Below are 15554 nucleotides of genomic sequence, written 5' to 3' on the forward strand. Positions count from 1 at the left end.
CAGGGTAGGACCGTCACCCGGCGTGCGGTAAGCACCGGCTGAGGATCAGCTGTACCGGATCAGTGACCGACGGGACGCGCCAGCGCGAGCTGCAGTTTCAGGCTCGAATCGCCGGGGATCGGCCACCAGGTGGCGCCGGACGACAGGTGGGTGAGCGCGAACACCGCACCCAGCACACCGATCACGACGCACAACCCGACGATGAGTTGGGTCAGCTGCTGCCCGCGCACGACGCCACGCACGATGCTGCGCGACCCACGTCGCAGTGGTATGCCGCCCGGGCCCCACCACATCACCAGCGTGCCGATGAGCACGCCGACGCCGAGCGGCAGCGGCCGCCCGACATAGACGGAGTCGTTCTCGACCATCGAATAGATGAGCGCGACGGCGGCCGCGGTGCAGCCGCCGACGAATGCCGGGATCAGGACCGTCAGCAGGGTCGCCAGCGCGGCGACCACACCGTGCCAGGGCGAGGTGATCGCCGCCACGAAGGTGTCGGACTTGCGCGGCCCGGAACTGTAGCGGCGCAGCACCATCGAGGTGATCGTCTTGTCGCACCAGCGGGCAGCGATGGCCCAGAGCACCAGCAGGGTGATCCCGACCGTCGGCAGCACCGCGCTGATACCGGCGAGCGCGGCCGCGAGCGCGGCCAGCGTGCCGGTCCGAGAGGCCTGGCCGATGCGCGGGTCGGGCGGCGGCACGAACCGGCCGGGCGCCACCGACGGCACCGGCCGGTCAGCTCGCTCTGCGGACCGATCTGCGGACCGGCCCGCGGAACGATCGACAGAGCGGTCGGCCGGCCGGACGACGTGGCCGCCCGGTGCGGGACCGAACCGTTCCGTCGGGTCGGGCCGCGAGACCGGTGCCGCGGGATGACCGAAACGCTCGGTCGGGTCGGGGGTCGCGCCGTTGCCGAAGCGTTGTGTCACCGGCGTGCGGCGGTCGGCGGGTGGCCGACGGTGCGCGATCACCGGAATCTCCCCGGTGTCGCCTCCGCCGGCGAAGATGTCCAGCGCGGTCAGCACTTCCTGCGCATCAGGCCGCCGGGTCGCGTCGGGGTCGAGCGCAGCTTCCAGCAACGGCCGCAACCGGGAGTCGACGCCGCTGAGGTCGTACTCGCCGCGGCATACCCGATCCAGCACGACCGGCATCGGGCCACGACCGAAGGGCGAGCGACCGCTGGCGGCATACGCGAGCGTGGCGGCCCAGCCCCACCAGTCGGTCGCCTGGCTGACGGCCTCGCCCTCGACGATCTCCGGGGACAAGTAACCGGGCGTGCCCATGACGAGGCCGGTCGAGGTGAGGCGGGAGTCGTCCGCCACGTGCGCGATGCCGAAGTCGATCAGCACCGGGTCATCGCCGACCATCAGCACGTTGCCCGGTTTGAGGTCGCGGTGCACGATGCCCGCACGATGTATGGCGCCCAGCGCGTCCGCCAGTCCACGGCCGAGCCGCGCCAACCGGGCCGCGCCGAACGGGCCGTCGTCCTCGACCACTTGGTCGAGCGCGGCTCCCGGCACGAAACTGGTGACCAGATAAGGGTTGTCGCCGTCGACATCGGCGTCGAGGAACGACGCGACATGCGGGGACTTCACCCGCACCAGCGTGCTGACCTCGCGGCGCAGCCGCTCGCGGGCGCCCTGGTCGTGGGCGATGTGAGCCCGCAGCACCTTCACGGCGACGGCCTGCCCGTCGGCGTCGAGCGCCTTGTAGACGACACCCATGCCGCCCTCGCCGATCTTGCGGATCAGCTCGTAGTCACCGATCCGGTCCTGGTCGGCGCGCCGGTCGCTGTCGTCGGCACCCTGGATCACCGGCAGCCGGTGCGTGCCGCCCACCCCGGACGGGCCGGAGGTCGAGCGACGTTCTGCAGTCATGTGGTCCACGGTATGCGACAACGAACGAGTCGCCGCGGACGCTTCACGACGTGGCGAAAACCACGTCGTCCCGATCAAGAGGTGATGTAGGACTCCAGCTGGTCACGCTCGCCCTGCAGCTCCTCCAGCCGGAACTTCACGATGTCACCGATGCTGACGATGCCGACCAGCTCGTCGCCCTGCATGACCGGGAGGTGGCGGAATCGGTGCTCGGTCATCGATGCGGCGAGCGAACTCACCTCGTCGCCCGGCGTGCAGGTGATGACCTCGCTGGTCATCAGGCTGGACACGGGACGCTCGAGCAGGCCGTCGGCGCCCGCTGGCAGTGCCCGCACGACGTCACGTTCGCTGACGATGCCGGTGATCGCTCCGTCGTCCACGACCACCACGGCACCGATGCGGTGGTCGGCGAGGGTCTGCACCAGATCGCCGATCGTCGTGTCCGAGGTGACCGTCACGACGTCCGATCCCTTGCCCTTGAGCAGCTCTTGGATGCGCATGTTCCACGGTAACGCCCCTGGGACGCCTGTGGCCATGACCGACGACTACGAGGTCGGCGTGTCAGCGGCTCCGCCGGAGGATCCGGGGCAGAAGGCCCACGGCGTGTCGGCCTGCTGCGTCATACGGAGCAAGAGTGCAGGTCGCGTGAACTTGAGCGAATAGGCCAGTGTGTTGCCGTGTTCGGCAACGCGCGCCGTGAACAGGTCCCGGTACGGGCGGGCTTGGGTCGGGTCCGTTCCTGATGCGATGAGGCTCGATCGGGCGTTCTTGTCCGCGGACGCTGTCGTCTCGTTCGGATAGGCGACGGTCACGTGACCTGCGAGCGTGTCGGTCTCCGCAGCCGCCCAGCCCTGAACCTTCTTGAGCCGGTCCGGATGCACGACACGCATGCTCGCGGGCGAAGCTGCACGCGGGTTCGCGCATGCAGACTTACCGGTGGCGATCGTGACGACTCCGGCATCTGCCGCGTCCTGCGCCACCGTTCGCACCACCGACTTGGTTGCGAAGGATCCGGATCCGGTCGCCACGGCTGTGGCGTCACCGGTCATGACCACCAGGTGTCTTCCGGGGACGACCGTGACGCCCAGAGCGAGCGGGATCACCGTGTCGGCGGAAGTCATCTTGCCGCGCGGCAGCTTGAAGTGTGGCGCGTCCTTGGAACCGGATCGCTGATAGCCCCGCTTGGTCAGCGAGTCGATGACGACCTGCATGTCGAGTCCGGGTCGCATCTTGTCGATGGTCATCGGAGGTGTGCTCACGCCGCTTGCGGCTGCCTCCCACTGGACGTCGAGCGCGTTCCAGCCCCAGCTCTGCATGGGGTAGATCCACGACGCAAGGTCCACGGCGTATGACGAGTCGGCGGACTTCTTGCTGTAGCTCGCCATCTTGGCCCTGTCGTCGACCATCTTTCCGGTGGCGTCCGGGAAGCCCAGCTCCTTCAGGCCGCGTTGCTGGTCGGTGAAGCGCACGGAGTCGAACTTCGCGGGCACGAGTTGGAGTGCGTCCTTCAACTCACTCGCCGGTATGCCGCCCCCGACGCGACTCCCGCCGGACGAACCTCCGCAGCCGGCGGTCGCCAGAACCAGCGCGCCGACAGCGACAAGACTCAGCACTCCCCTGCTCATACGGCCGGACGCTACCGCAGGGCGACCATCCGGCATACTCGGTCGCAGTGAGGCGTCGCAGCCTCCACGGAGTCGCCGTGCCACATCCGATTCGAAGGGTTGTGCCCGTTGCCGCAGGACAAATTCGACCTGGTGATCGCCGCCAACCGACTCCCTGTCGACCGGGTCCGCGAAGGCAACCGGTCCGTATGGCGACGCAGCCCGGGCGGCCTGGTGACCGCGATGGAGTCGGTGATGAGCGGCCGCGACGGGGCGTGGATCGGCTGGTCGGGCGTGCCCGGCAAGGCACCGGCCGCCTTCGAGCAGGACGACATGTCGCTGCATCCGATCGCACTCAGCGCGGACGAGATCACCGACTACTACGAGGGATTCAGCAATGGATCGCTCTGGCCGCTCTACCACGACGTCATCGTGCCGCCCACGTTCCGACGGCGGTGGCAGGCGGCATACGAGAAGGTCAACCGGAGGTTCGCCGAGGTCGCTGCCGACCTCGCGGCCACCAACGCCACGGTCTGGGTGCATGACTACCAGTTGCAGCTCGTGCCGCAGTTCCTGCGCGAGTTGCGGCCCGACGTCCGGATCGGCTGGTTCAACCACATCCCCTTCCCGCCGGTCGAGCTGTTCATGCAGCTGCCGGCACGTGACGCCCTGTTGCATGGCCTCCTCGGTGCCGATTTCCTTGGTTTCCAACGCCGTACGGACGCTCAGAACTTCCTGCGCGCCTGTCGGCAACTGCTCGGGGACGATGTCTCCGTACGCTCCGACGTGGTCCAGACCGCCGACGGGCACGTATGCCGCGCCGCCGCCGTGCCCATCTCCATCGACACCCGCGGGATGGCCAAGCTGGCCGCGACACCGCAGGTGCAGGCCCGCGCGGCGGAGATCCGCGAACAGCTCGGCAACCCGGAGAAACTGCTGCTGGGCGTCGACCGGCTCGACTACACCAAGGGCATCCGGCATCGCTTGAAGGCGTTGGAGGAGATGTACCGCGAGGGCACCCTGGACGGGACCCGCACCAAGTTCATCCAGGTCGCGACGCCGAGTCGCGAGCGGTTGGAGGCCTATCAGCACATCAAGAGCGAGGTGGAGCAGACCGTCGGTCGGATCAACGGCGAGCACTCCGACTTCGGGGCTCCCCCGGTCACTTACCTGCACCGGTCCTTCCCGCGCGAGGAGATGGCGGCGATGTTCGTTGCCGCAGACGTCATGCTGGTCACTCCCCTGCGCGACGGGATGAACCTCGTCGCCAAGGAATACGTCGCCTCACACGATCATGACGGTGCCTTGGTGCTGAGCGAATTCACCGGCGCCGCAACCGAACTCAAGCAGTCCTACCTGTGCAACCCGCACGACATCGCGCGCACCAAACGGACGATCATCCGGGCGATCGAGGCGCCGCTCGAGGAACGCCAACGCCGGATGCGCGCGATGCATCGGCAGGTGCTGCGCCATGACGTCCAGCACTGGGCCGAGCGCTTCCTCAGCAACCTCGCGGTCGCGCCGGGGCAGCCGTGACACTCAGCCCAGAACTGCAGGACGCTCTCGTGGCGTTCGCCCGGGTCGGTCCGATTCTGGTCGCCACCGACTTCGACGGCGTGCTGGCGCCGCTCGTCGAGGACCCGTCGGCCTCGCGACCGATCGCCGGGTCGATGGAGTTGCTGCACGAACTCTCCGCACTGCCGGACGTTTTCGTCGCGATCGTGTCCGGACGGCATCTGGCGGCACTCCAGGCGCTGACCGGTGTGACCGCCGGCGACGCCATCGCGCTGGTGGGTTCCCACGGAGCAGAGCCGGACCGCGACCTGCCGCTGGACCTCACCTTCGACGAGGCAGCCCGCGACCGACTGGCGCAGGCGACGACCGCTCTGGAGTCGGTCGCCGCGGCCCATCCACCGACGCGCGTCGAGTACAAACCCGCCGGCGTCGTCCTGCACACCCGAAACGTCGCGGCCGACATCGCTGCTGCAGCGACCGGTGCGGCGCTGGGGATCGACATACCGGGCGTCGACGTGATGAACGGCAAACAGATCGTCGAACTGAGCGCGCTGTCGGTCACCAAGGGCAGTGCATTGCAAGCGCTGGCAACCGCATTCGGCACCGCCGCCAGCCTCTACCTGGGCGACGACGTCACGGATGAGCGCGCGTTCGTGGCCCTGGCCGACGACCCGCACAACGTCTCGATCAAGGTCGGCGCCGGTGATACGGCCGCCGCCTTCCGGATCGACGCGCCACCCGAAGTGCTGCCGATCCTCGAGACGCTACGCACGGCACGGCGCGGCTGACTCGAGCGGTTGATTCGGACGTACTCGCCCGTCACTTCCGCGGGCCGGTTACAGTGTGGCTGGCGTCACACCCGTGTAGTGCGGGACAGGCGCGGCATCCATTCACAACGGATCGTCCGGCACGTTCCTGCCGGTGAAGGAGTTGCATCACCATGGCCACAGTCACCTACGACAGCGCCACCCGGGTCTATCCCGGAGCTGACACCGCATCGGTGGACAAGCTCAACATCGACATCCAGGACGGCGAGTTCCTCGTCCTCGTCGGCCCGTCCGGTTCCGGAAAGTCCACCGCGTTGCGCATGCTCGCCGGACTCGAGGAAGTCAACGAGGGCCGCATCCTGATCGGTGACCGTGACGTCACCAACCTGTCGCCCAAGGACCGCGACGTCGCCATGGTCTTCCAGAACTACGCGCTCTACCCGCACATGTCGGTCGCCGACAACATGGGCTTCGCGCTCAAGATCGCGGGCGTGCCGAAGACCGAGATCCGCAGCCGGGTCGAGGAAGCCGCGAAGATCCTCGACCTCGAGCAGTACCTCGATCGGAAGCCGAAGGCGCTCTCCGGTGGTCAGCGGCAGCGTGTCGCCATGGGTCGCGCGATCGTCCGCTCCCCGCAGGTGTTCCTGATGGACGAGCCGCTGTCGAACCTGGACGCCAAGCTGCGCGTCCAGACGCGCACCCAGATCGCCTCACTGCAGCGTCGGCTCGGCGTCACGACCGTCTACGTCACGCACGACCAGGTCGAGGCCATGACGATGGGCGACCGGGTCGCCGTGCTGAAGGACGGCATCCTGCAGCAGTTGGACACCCCGCGCCGGATGTACGACCACCCGAACAACGTCTTCGTGGCCGGCTTCATCGGCTCGCCCGCGATGAACCTGCTCGAGGTGCCCGTCACCGACGCCGGCGTCAAGCTCGGCTCGATCGTCCACCCCGTCGACCGCGCGAAGCTGGCCAAGACCGAGACCACGGTCACCGTCGGCATCCGCCCCGAGGACCTCGTGCCCACGACCGAGGGCGGCATCCCGGTCGAGATCGACGTGGTCGAGGAGCTCGGTGCGGACGCCTACATCTACGGTCGCACCACGATCGGTGAGCAGCCGGGCGAGAAGCAGCTCGGCGGCCGGGACGACGAGAAGCAGATCGTCGCCCGTGTCGATGGTCGCCAGGTCCCGGACAAGGGTCAGGTCGTCCACTTCGCGCCTAAGGGCGAGGGTGACCACCTGCACCTGTTCCACCCCAAGACCGGCGAGCGCCTCGAGTCCTGACTTGTAGGGCGGACCAGCCCCGGCGTCGAAGGCGGCATACATCCACTGGGTGTATGCCGCCTTCCGCATTCCCACGTACTCGAAATTGCAGTGGCACCGAATTCGGGGCCCCCGCGAAGTATTCGGAGGCTGCGGGCTCCGGCGAAGTATCGGAGCGAGGAACGAGCGGAGAACTTCGTTGGGTGCAGGGCAGCGGGGGGAGAAACTTCGTGGGGTGAAGCACAATGGGGATGTGGCACTCGACATGACCACGGCCCGTCCCTGGCCGGCGCTGCTTGATCTCCCCTGGCGGCAGCCGCTGGAGAACTGGCCGGAGGAACGACTGGCAGCGCTGCCGCGCGGTATCTCGCGGCACATCGTCCGCTTCGTGCGGGTCGAGGGACGTGTGGTGGCGGTCAAGGAGATCAAGGCCGACATCGCCACGCGTGAATACAACATGCTACGGATGCTGCGGCGTCTCGGGCAGCCCGCCGTCGAGCCGGTCGGTGTGGTACGCGGGCGCCTCACCAAGGAGGGCGAGCCGCTGGACGCATGCCTACTCACCCGGCACCTGCAGTTCTCGCTCCCCTACCGCGCAATGCTCAGTCAGAGCCTGCGCCCGGAGACGGCTGCCCGGCTGATCGATGCACTCGCCGTGCTCCTGGTCCGGCTGCACCTCATCGGCTTCTGGTGGGGCGACGTGTCGTTGTCCAACACGCTCTTCAAGCGGAGCGCCGGCGAGTTCGCGGCATACCTGGTGGACGCCGAGACCGGCGAGCTGCACGCCTCGCTGACCGACGGCCAACGCGAGCACGACCTCGACATCGCACGCGTCAACATCGCCGGTGAGCTGATGGACCTGCAGGCCGGCGGCTTCCTCAGCGAGGACTACGACCCGGTCGAGGTGTCCGACCGCATCATCGAGCGCTACCAGATCCTGTGGAAGGAACTCACCGCGGTCGAGCGGTTCGACGTCGGCGAGCGCTGGCGCGTGGACGAGCGGATCCGCCGCCTCAACTCACTGGGCTTCGATGTCGGCGAGCTCGACATCACCACCGACTTCGACGGCGCTACCATCCAGATCCAGCCGAAAATCGTTGATGCCGGGCATCATTCGCGTCGACTGTTGAGACTGACCGGGCTCGATGTCGAGGACAACCAGGCCCGCCGGCTGCTCAACGATCTCGACTCCTATCGCGCCGCGCACGACCGCCAGAACGACGACGAGGAGCTCGTCGCGCACGACTGGCTGATGCAGATCTACGAACCGGTCACCCGCACCGCGCCGCCGGAGATGCGTCGCAAGATCGAACCCGCCGAGCTGTTCCACGAGGTGCTGGAGCACCGGTGGTACATGTCCGAGGCGGCGCACCGGGATTTCCCGATCGAGGAGGCCGCGCGCGACTACATCGCGACCGTGCTCCCGGACAAGCCGGACGACAGCACCGTCGTCGGCGTCGACACCAAGGAGATGCCGGTCCGCGCCGACCGGTGACACCTGCCGGTCGACTGCGGCCGAGCCCCTCGAAGTTCTCCCCCGCTCCGCCCGTCCCACATGCCACGGAGGCGCTGGGCTGCGAGAGTGCAGTCGATCCAAGGAGCGCTACGCCAATGGCTTGCCGTCGGCGTCGTTGATCTTGCGCATCAGCAACATGATGAAGTCGATGAGCGACCAGACGCCACAGGCGCCCAACGTCACAAGCTTGAGAATGCCCAGGCCGACCTGACCGAGGTAGAACCGGTCCACCCCGAACCCACCGAGGAAGAAGGACAGCAGCACCGCGGTCATCCAGTCCTTGCTGGAAAAGACGCCGGGGACCTGCTTGGCCTGCAGCACTACACCGTTGCTCGCGTCACGGATCGGCGTATCACCGTTCACCACGCCGGCTGCTGCCATCTGCGCGAGCTGCGAGTACGGCACCGGGCCTTGTTCCTGACCCATAGTCAGAATGAAGAAGGCCGGTTCGCCACCGGCCGCGGCGTACTGCGGCTGCCCTCCGTAACCGTCATGCCCGTAGTAGTTGCTCATGTCCTGCTCTCGTTCGTCGCGCCGTGCCGAAACCATACGTCAGACAGCGCGGAACGACCCCAGGTTCCATCCAGCCGGCGACCGCCTCCCGGACCAGTCGGCGAGCGGGATCGGGTCAGGCCTGGGCGCGGAGCCGGGCCACCTCGTAGAGCGTGACGGACGCCGCGATGCCGGCATTGAGGGACTCGACGGACGAGCTCATCGGCACCGACACGATCTGGTCGCAGGTCTCGCTGACCAGTCGCGACAGGCCCTTGCCCTCCGACCCCACGACGATGACCAGCGGCTCGGTCGCCAGCTTCAGGCCGGGCAATTCGACGTCGCCGTCCATGTCGAGACCGATGACGAAGAAGCCCGCCTTGCGGAAGTCGTTGAGGGTCCGGGTGAGGTTGCCGGCCAACGCGACCGGGACACGCGCCGCAGCACCGGCGGAGGTCTTCCAGGCCGCGGCCGTCATACCGGCGGAACGGCGCTCGGGGACGATCACGCCGTGGCCGCCGAAGGCGGCGACCGAGCGCAGGATCGCACCGAGGTTGCGCGGGTCGGTGATCCCGTCGAGCGCGACGACCAGCTGAGTGCCGGGCGCCTCGGGGTTGAGCAGGTCGTCCGGGTGCGCATAGTCGTATGCCGGGACCTGCAGGGCCAGCCCCTGGTGTGGCGTGCCGTCGGCGAGCCGGTCCAGCTCGGGGCGCTGCGCCTCCATGATCGGGATCGCCTGGTCGGCGGCGATCTTCAGCGACTCCTTGACCCGGTCGTCGGAGTCGATCCGACCGGCGACATACAGCGCGGTCGCGGGTATGCCGACCCGCAGCGCCTCGAGCACCGAGTTACGGCCGACGATGAGCTCACCGGACTGTTTGGTCGAGCGCTGCGGGCGCTTGGGCGCAGCCTTCTTGCCGGCATCCGATTTCTGAGCTGCCTTGTAGGCCTTGTGGTTCGGGCGATCGCCGGCCTTCGGCGTCGGACCCTTGCCCTCCAGGGAGCGCCGCTTGTGACCACCCGTGCCGACCTGCGGCCCCTTGCGGGAGTTGCCCTTGCGGACCGCACCACGGCGGCTTGAATTTCCAGGCACGTCAGTCCTCCGGATTGTCTGTGGTTTTGCCAGTGACCGTCCAGCGGGCACCGTCGGCGGAGTCCTCCACCGCGATGCCGGCAGCGGTCAACTGGTCACGAATCTGGTCGGCCGTCGCGAAGTCACGGTCTTTGCGGGCTCGCGCACGGGCTTCGATCAACGCCTCCACCAGCGCTGCGAGAGCGTCCGAGCAGGCATCGTCGTCGCTGGAATTCCACTGTGTCGCAAGCGGATTGACACCCAGCACCTCGGTCATCGCCATGACCTGTCCGGCGATCTCACCGGCCCGGTCGTGATCGCCCTCGTCGAGCGCGATGTTGCCCTCGCGGATCAGGTCGAACACGACGGCCAATGCGCCGGAGACGTTGAGATCGTCATCCATCGCCGCAGCGAACGCCTCGGGTATGGCGCCGGCCTCCGTCATACCGGCCGGCAGGGCGCGACCGAGGAACCCCTCGATCCGGTCGACGGCGGCAGCGGCCTCGTCGAGCGAACCGGCCTGGTATTCGATCGTGGAGCGGTAGTGCACGGCGCTGAGGTAGTAGCGCAGCACCAACGGTCGCACCGTCTTGGTGAGTTCGAGCACCGCGAGGCTGTTGCCCAGCGACTTGCTCATCTTCTCGCCGGAGATGGTGACCCAGCCGTTGTGCATCCAGTAGCGCGCGAAACCCAGTCCGGCAGCTCGAGATTGAGCCTGCTCGTTCTCGTGGTGCGGGAAGCGCAGGTCGATACCACCGCCGTGTATGTCGAAGCTGTCGCCGAGCCAGCGACGGACCATCGCCGAGCACTCGAGGTGCCAGCCGGGACGGCCGTGTCCCCACGGCGTCGGCCAGGACGCGGTCGCCGGTTCGTCGGCCTTGACACCCTTCCAGAGCGCGAAGTCGCGCGGGTCCCGCTTGCCGCGGGGGTCCGCGTCGGCCGTCGGCTCCATGTCGTCGATCCGCTGACGGGTCAGCCGGCCGTACTCGGGCCAGGACTTGACGTCGAAGTAGACGTCCCCGGAACCGTCCTCCGCCGGGTAGGCGTGGCCCTTGTCGATGAGCAGCTGGATCAGCTCGACCATGTCGGTGACGTGGCCCGTCGCACGCGGTTCGTAGCTCGGACGCTGCACGCCCAACAGATCGAGCGCGTCGTTGGTCTGCCGCTCGAAGTCGTAGGACCACTGGTTCCACGGAACGTCGTGGTCCGCGGATTTGGCCAGAATCTTGTCGTCGATGTCGGTGACGTTCCGCACGAGCGTCACGTCATACCCGTGGCCGGTCGTGAGCCAGCGACGCAGGATGTCGAACGCGACGGCGAACCGGACGTGGCCGATGTGCGGCGCCCCTTGCGTGGTGAGTCCGCAGATGTAGATGCCGACATGTCCCTCGCGCAGCGGCTCGAAGGCACGCTGTGTCCCGGTAGCGGTGTCGAAGATCTGCAAAGTCACCCGCCGAGTTTAACGGCCCCTCGGCACTCCCCTCGCCACCAGCAACCCTGGGGTCCCTGAGGAGCTCGCGAGGCACGAGCGAGCGTCTCGAAGGGCCCGGTCGATCCACACACACGTTGGTCGAGCAGCGAAGGAGCGTAGCGGGGGAAGCGTTTCGAGACTTCGTCAGTGACCCCGGTCGATCCACTCCTGCAGGTGCGGCGCCTCGTCGCCGATCGAGGTGTCGTCACCATGGCCGGTGTGCACCACCGTGTCCGGCGGGAGCGTGAGCAACGTGTCGCGGATCGACTGGATGATGGTGCCGAAGTCGCTGAACGACCGTCCGGTGGCACCAGGCCCGCCCTGAAACAGGGTGTCACCGCTGAACAGCACCTTCTCGTCCGCGAGGAGGAAACAGCACGCACCGGGCGAATGTCCCGGCGTGTGCAGCACTTTCAGCTCCGTCCCGCCGACGGGGATCAGCCGGCCGTCCGCCAGGTCACCGTCCGGCGGCACAGTGATCTCGCGGTCCCAGAGCATCCGGTCGGCCGGGTGGATCAGTACCGTCGCGTCCGGGTTCAGCGCGACCAGGTCACGGGCCGCGTCGATATGGTCGTCGTGGCCGTGCGTGCACAGGATGTGTGTCAGGCGCCTGCCGGCGATCGCCTCGTGGATCGCCGACGCATCGTGGGCGGCATCGATCACCACGCATTCCGCGTCGTCACCGACGACCCAGACGTTGTTGTCGACGTCCCAGGTCCCGCCGTCGAGACTGAACGTGCCGGAGGTGACCACCCTGTCGATTCGTATGTCGCCCACTGCATCTCCTCGTTGTCGCGTGGCGCCAGCGTAACGATCGGCAACCGCGCGAACGAGGACACCGGGTCAGTAGCGGCTCAGCACCAGGTTGGTCTTCAACACCTCCTCGTGCAGCAACCAGCCGTGGGCGTCGGCAACGGCGATGGCATCGGTTCGGACCTGCTGTGCCGTGGCGAGGTCGGGTGCCTTGAACGACAGTTCGACCACGGTCTGCGCCGGTTGCCCACCGGCCGCCTTGACCGGGAGCACCTCGATCGCCGCGTCGGTTCCCTCATAGCTGCCGGACCATTCGGTGGACGTCACCGGTCCGTGCGGGCGGGACACCTGCAGCGTGTCGGTCCCCCAACCGTTCGCGGACCAGTCCTCGAGCTTGCCAGGCACCTGCTTCACCGCGATCTGCACCGCGTCCTTCGCCGACGGCATACCGATCCCGTCGACGTTCGTGCCCGGATCCTTGTCCGTGCTGAAGCTCAGGGTCTGCTTGCTGTAGCCCCAGTCCACCTCCGCCTTGTAATTGGTGTCGCTCGAGTCGAATCCAGCTGCCTGGGCCGTCTGCAGCGCGCTGTTCACATCACCACCGGAGACGGGGAACCGCTTCTTGTAGTCCAGTTCCAGTGGGTCGCCCTGCTTGTTGCGCAACCGGACGCTCCACCCCTGTCCGTCCAGGTCCAGCGCATCGGTGTCGACATACTCGTAGCTCTGCTGCTGGCCGGCACCGTCGACACCGAAGGCAGCCTGCACGGAGGCGCTCGGTGACCCGGAACTCAGCGCGGACGTCGCAAGGTCGAGCTTGATCTCGTATGACGGCTTCGCGACTCCGGCGGCGTGCGCCGCAGACGGCGTCGTGCCGAGCACGGTCAGGCTCAGTCCGGTCGCGAACATGGTTGCGGTGACGATCTTCATGTCGCCAGAGCCTGCCGAGAAAGGAAGTGCTCGTGTGGGGACGGCAACCGACGAATGGGTGAAATCCGGATGCCGTCCCGTTCCTTCGCGCAAGGTTCACGTCGCGGTCCACCGCCGCACCGTCGACTGTGTCATCGTCGCTCGAATGGAGAGCCTTGACCGCGACCAATTCGCCTCTGCCACAACGGATGACGCCGATCACGACCACGGCATGCTGGCCCGAAGGACGTTGCTCGCCGCGGCCGGCTTCGGCGCCGGCATGGTCGTCGCGCCGACGGCGTTCGCCGCGAGCGACACCGGAAGCACGACGACCAAGACGATCACGGGACATTTCGACCCCGGCGCCGCCGACTTCATCTATGTGCCGGTGCAGGTGCCGGCCGGCGTCCGTCAACTCTCGGTCTCCTACACCTACAGCAAGCCCACGGTTCCGGCGGGCACACCCGGAAACTCCTGCGACATCGGCATTTTCGACACACGCGGTGTCAGCGCTGACTGCCGCGGAAGTCGGGGCTGGTCCGGCGGCTTCCGCACCGAGTTCAGCATCAGCAACAGTGCGGCGACCCCCGGTTACCTGCCGGGCCCGGTCACCAAGGGCACGTGGCACGTCGTGCTCGGTCCGTACCAGGTCGCTCCGCAGGGCATGGACTGGACGGTCACCGTCACCCTGGAGCACGGGCCGGCCGGCCCGGCATACGTGCTCGACTACCCGGCGCTCACTGCTGCCGGTCGCGGACGCGACTGGTACCGCGGCGACTGTCACCTGCACACCGTGTACTCCGACGGGCGCTACCAGCCGTCGGAGGTTGCCGCGGCCGCGCGACAGAACGGCCTGGATTTCATGGTGTCGACCGATCACAACACCAACACCTCGCACGGTGTCTGGGGACCGCTGGCCGGTGACGACCTGCTGATCATCACCGGCGAGGAGGTCACGACCCGGAACGGTCACTGGCTGGCCCTCGGGGTGAAACCGGGCCAGTTGATCGACTGGCGGTACCGATCGCGCGACGACCAGTTGGACCGGCGCCAACGCGACGTCCATCGCAGCGGCGGGCTCTGCGTCTCGGCACACCTGTACTGCCCGTGGATCGGTGCCGAGTGGAAGTTCGGCTTCGACGGGCTGGACGCCACCGAGGTCTGGACCGGACCGTGGGGTTGGGACGACGAGGCGGCTGTCTCCACGTGGGCGAACCTCCTCGCGGTCGCCGCGCGCGGACACAGCACGGACTGGCTGCCGGCGATGGGCAACAGCGACGCGCACAGCCCGGGCAACGTCGTCGGGCTGCCGCACAACGTGGTGTATGCCGAGGGCCTGAGCCGGGATTCGGTTCTGGCGGCTGTCAAGGCGGGCCGCACCTGGATCGCCGAATCGTCGGCGGTCGACGTGTCACTCACCGCGACGGCCCGCGGGCACAAGGTCGGCATCGGGGACCGGGTGACGGTGCGGCGCAGCGACTCAATCACCGTGCAGCTGACCGTCAGCGGCGTCCCGAACGGAACCCTGCGACTGCTGACCGACGAAGGTCAGATGCTCCAATCGGTGCTGCCGGCAAGCGGATCCGGCACCCTCACCTGGCAGACGAAGGCCGAGATCGCAGCCTTCGTGCGGGCCGAGGTCCGGCATCCGAAGGCCGACGGGGGCGCGGGCGGAACGACCATGGACCCGGGCTTCGGCTTCGGGCCGATGGCCGCTCTCACCAACCCGATCTGGTTCGACGTCGCGAAGTCCTGAGCTACTCGGCGGGTATGACGAGGGCGGTCGCGATCGCCGCGACCCCCTCACCGCGACCGGTGAGGCCGAGGCCCTCGGTCGTGGTGCCGGCGACCGAGACGGGCACGCCACCGAGGGCTGCGGACAACGCGGCCTGAGCCTCACTCCGTCGCTTGCCGATCTTCGGCCGGTTGGCGATGACCTGGACCGCGACATTGCCGATCTCGAAACCGTTGTCGCTCAGGATCTTCCGGGCTTCCTGCAACAGGCGTTCGCCCGAGGCGCCGGCGAGTTCGGGCCGATCGACGCCGAAGTGCGCTCCGAGGTCACCGATCCCGGCCGCCGAGAACAGCGCGTCGCACATGGCGTGGGCCGCAACGTCGCCGTCGCTGTGCCCCTCGACGCCCCGCTCCCCCGGCCACTCCAGGCCGGCCAGCCACAACGACCGGTCGTCGTCGGCATACCCGTGGACATCGACGCCGATCCCCGTACGCGGCAACATCACTCGTGACTCCTCATGCAATCGGTCATGTCACCGATCCCCGTACGCGACAGGGACATGAACACCATCATTCGTG

14 protein-coding genes are annotated in these 15554 nt (G+C 67.8%); 5 read left to right on the forward strand and 9 right to left on the reverse strand.

Going from position 1 to position 15554, the window contains the following annotated elements; genetic code table 11:
• Positions 1-59 precede the first annotated feature (59 nt).
• The 3 genes from ACZ50J_RS18445 to ACZ50J_RS18455 form a co-directional block, all read right to left on the reverse strand.
• On the reverse strand, positions 60-1877 hold the full coding sequence (locus ACZ50J_RS18445; protein WP_464298615.1) for a serine/threonine-protein kinase: 1818 nt from the start codon (positions 1875-1877) through the stop codon (positions 60-62).
• 74 nt (positions 1878-1951) lie between these two features.
• Positions 1952-2377 carry a CBS domain-containing protein gene (locus tag ACZ50J_RS18450; protein WP_464298616.1) on the reverse strand — a complete coding sequence of 142 codons (426 nt, stop codon included), beginning with the start codon at positions 2375-2377 and terminating at the stop codon, positions 1952-1954.
• Positions 2378-2422: 45 nt separating this feature from the next.
• On the reverse strand, positions 2423-3502 hold the full coding sequence (locus tag ACZ50J_RS18455) for a hypothetical protein (protein ID WP_464298617.1): 1080 nt from the start codon (positions 3500-3502) through the stop codon (positions 2423-2425).
• A gap of 108 nt (positions 3503-3610) precedes the next feature.
• On the opposite strand from ACZ50J_RS18455, the gene ACZ50J_RS18460 reads away from it, so the two are divergent.
• The 4 genes from ACZ50J_RS18460 to ACZ50J_RS18475 all read left to right on the forward strand — a co-directional run bounded on the left by ACZ50J_RS18460 (position 3611) and on the right by ACZ50J_RS18475 (position 8526).
• Positions 3611-5017, forward strand: a complete 1407-nt coding sequence (locus ACZ50J_RS18460; protein ID WP_464298618.1) for an alpha,alpha-trehalose-phosphate synthase (UDP-forming) — start codon at positions 3611-3613, stop codon at positions 5015-5017.
• On the forward strand, positions 5014-5784 hold the full coding sequence (gene otsB, locus ACZ50J_RS18465; RefSeq protein WP_464298619.1) for a trehalose-phosphatase: 771 nt from the start codon (positions 5014-5016) through the stop codon (positions 5782-5784). The genes ACZ50J_RS18460 and otsB overlap by 4 nt, the downstream gene beginning before the upstream one ends.
• Before the next feature lie 152 nt (positions 5785-5936).
• On the forward strand, positions 5937-7052 hold the full coding sequence (locus ACZ50J_RS18470) for an ABC transporter ATP-binding protein (protein WP_464298620.1): 1116 nt from the start codon (positions 5937-5939) through the stop codon (positions 7050-7052).
• A gap of 232 nt (positions 7053-7284) precedes the next feature.
• Positions 7285-8526, forward strand: coding sequence for a DUF4032 domain-containing protein (locus ACZ50J_RS18475; protein ID WP_464298621.1), 1242 nt, complete (start codon positions 7285-7287; stop codon positions 8524-8526).
• Positions 8527-8634: 108 nt separating this feature from the next.
• On the opposite strand, the gene ACZ50J_RS18480 is transcribed toward ACZ50J_RS18475, so the two are convergent.
• From ACZ50J_RS18480 to ACZ50J_RS18500, 5 genes are all read right to left on the reverse strand, one after another.
• Positions 8635-9060 carry a TM2 domain-containing protein gene (locus tag ACZ50J_RS18480; protein WP_464298622.1) on the reverse strand — a complete coding sequence of 142 codons (426 nt, stop codon included), beginning with the start codon at positions 9058-9060 and terminating at the stop codon, positions 8635-8637.
• Positions 9061-9175: 115 nt separating this feature from the next.
• Complete coding sequence (gene rlmB, locus ACZ50J_RS18485; protein ID WP_464298623.1) at positions 9176-10132, reverse strand: 23S rRNA (guanosine(2251)-2'-O)-methyltransferase RlmB; 957 nt, start codon at positions 10130-10132, stop codon at positions 9176-9178.
• Between the two features lies 1 nt (position 10133).
• Positions 10134-11561: a cysteine--tRNA ligase gene (gene cysS / locus ACZ50J_RS18490; RefSeq protein WP_464298624.1), complete on the reverse strand. Its 1428-nt coding sequence runs from the start codon at positions 11559-11561 to the stop codon at positions 10134-10136.
• 165 nt (positions 11562-11726) lie between these two features.
• The gene (locus ACZ50J_RS18495; RefSeq protein ID WP_464298625.1) at positions 11727-12359 is read right to left on the reverse strand and encodes an MBL fold metallo-hydrolase; all 633 of its coding nucleotides are present in this window, start codon (positions 12357-12359) and stop codon (positions 11727-11729) included.
• 66 nt (positions 12360-12425) lie between these two features.
• Positions 12426-13262, reverse strand: coding sequence for a hypothetical protein (locus ACZ50J_RS18500; protein WP_464298626.1), 837 nt, complete (start codon positions 13260-13262; stop codon positions 12426-12428).
• A 145-nt stretch (positions 13263-13407) separates the two neighbouring features.
• Between ACZ50J_RS18500 and ACZ50J_RS18505 the strand changes: the two genes are divergently transcribed.
• The gene (locus tag ACZ50J_RS18505) at positions 13408-14997 is read left to right on the forward strand and encodes a CehA/McbA family metallohydrolase (RefSeq protein ID WP_464298627.1); all 1590 of its coding nucleotides are present in this window, start codon (positions 13408-13410) and stop codon (positions 14995-14997) included.
• A 1-nt stretch (position 14998) separates the two neighbouring features.
• Here ACZ50J_RS18505 and ispF read toward each other — a convergent pair whose 3' ends face one another.
• Positions 14999-15478 (reverse strand): 2-C-methyl-D-erythritol 2,4-cyclodiphosphate synthase, encoded by a 480-nt coding sequence (gene ispF / locus ACZ50J_RS18510; RefSeq protein WP_464298628.1) that lies wholly within the window; start codon positions 15476-15478, stop codon positions 14999-15001.
• Positions 15479-15554 lie beyond the last annotated feature (76 nt).

It is taken from the genome of Flexivirga sp. G2, assembly GCF_055397625.1.